Source organism: Parasediminibacterium schistidii (genome assembly GCF_046546515.1).
Taxonomy (GTDB): domain Bacteria; phylum Bacteroidota; class Bacteroidia; order Chitinophagales; family Chitinophagaceae; genus Parasediminibacterium.
Map to the genome: position 1 here is coordinate 1 of NZ_JBKHKJ010000095.1, position 910 is coordinate 910.

General features: G+C 44.1%; 1 protein-coding gene. It reads left to right on the plus strand.

All coding sequences use genetic code 11. The features are described 5' to 3' along the window. Nucleotides 1-10: 10 nt before the first annotated feature. The coding region (locus tag ACHFIY_RS19310) for a transposase family protein (RefSeq protein WP_410847770.1) at nt 11-910 on the plus strand (900 nt) is incomplete at its 3' end.

A 910-nucleotide genomic window follows, 5' to 3' on the forward strand; every position in this document is an offset into this window, starting at 1 on the left:
TTATATCTATATGGGAATAGGTATGTATGAAAAATGGTCAAAGAACCCTGTTCGTTTTGTGGCGATGACAGGCTACCGTGTGGAAGATTTTTTAGGGCTGCTGCCCTATTTTGAAAAAGCGCACCAGGAATATTTCAGCAAGCATGACATAAGCGGCGAACGGAAAAAGCAACTTAGGAAATTTGTCATCTACAGCAACAGCCCTTTGCCAACAGTGGCAGACAGGCTTGCTTTCATATTGAGTTTTAAAAAATTGAACCCTATCCAGGAGCAACAAGCGGATTGGTTCAACATGACCCAAAAGCAGTGCAACGAATTTATACACAGCCTGACAGTTGTGCTGCAAGATGCACTTGAAGATGCCTGTGCAATGCCAGCAACAACTGCGGAGGGGCTTGCGGAAAAATTAGCTGTAGAGGGTGAAATGGTGCTGATGCACGATGGAACGGAGCGGGAAATACCACGCCCAGTGGAAGATGAGGAACAAAAAGAGAACTACAGTGGCAAAAAGAAAAAACACACGTTGAAAAACGGGGTGATTATTAGCACGCTATGCCTGATACTGTTCGTGGGTGCCACTGTAAGCGGTGCAACGCACGATAAAAAGATTGCAGATGAACAGTACTTGGACGTACTTGGCAAAGCAATGGCAAAAATCATACTATTGCAGGACACGGGTTACCAAGGGTTTGCCCCAGATGGCATCAGGATTATCCAACCCAAGAAAAAGCCAAGGGGAAAAGACTTGACACAAGCCCAAAAAGATGAAAATAGGGCAATATCAACAGTAAGGGTCATGGTAGAACATGCTATCGGTAGCACAAAAAGGTACAGGATTGTTAAAGACGAATGCAGGTTGAGAAAAAACGAATATCCCTACAAGGTATTTGCTATTTGTACAGGCTTGCAT